Source organism: Methanobrevibacter curvatus, from assembly GCF_001639295.1.
In the GTDB taxonomy this organism is placed as follows: domain Archaea; phylum Methanobacteriota; class Methanobacteria; order Methanobacteriales; family Methanobacteriaceae; genus Methanoflexus; species Methanoflexus curvatus.
On record NZ_LWMV01000137.1, the window covers coordinates 1 to 626 of the forward strand.

Genomic DNA, 626 nt, shown 5'->3' on the forward strand with positions numbered 1-626 from the left:
AGGAGTACTACTATTATTACCAGTATTATTCTCATTAACATTAGTAACATTTGCAACATTCACAATACTACCAGTACCATTCAAACGAACAAGAATATCCAAAACAATACTCTCACCATTAGCCAAATTACCAATACTCCAAACACCAGTACTTGCAACATAATAAGTAAACCTTGGAGTTGTACTGTTAATATAAATCAATCTACTATCTAACCTATCAGTAATAACCAAACCAGTCGCATTATCAGGACCAAAATTAGTCACATTAATAGTATACAAAACAAACGCACCATTCAAAACAGAACCACTAACATTAGATGTTTTAACAACACTAAGATTCACAGTAGGAACAACAGTAAGATTAGTAGTATTATCAGGAGTACTACTATTATTACCAGTATTATTCTCATTAACACCAGTAACATTCGCAACATTCACAATACTACCAGTACCATTCAAACGAACAAGAATATCCAAAACAATACTCTCACCATTAGCCAAAGTGTTAATATTCCAAACACCAGTACTTACAATATAACTAGTTCCACGAGGAGTGGTACTATTAATGTATATTAATCTACTATCTAACCTATCAGTAATAACCAAACCAGTCGCATTATCAGGAC

1 protein-coding gene is annotated in these 626 nt (G+C 32.6%); it reads right to left on the reverse strand.

The genetic code is table 11. The features are described from left to right. A partial coding sequence (locus MBCUR_RS03440; RefSeq protein ID WP_157077642.1) for a DUF11 domain-containing protein occupies nucleotides 1-626 on the reverse strand: 626 nt, incomplete at both ends.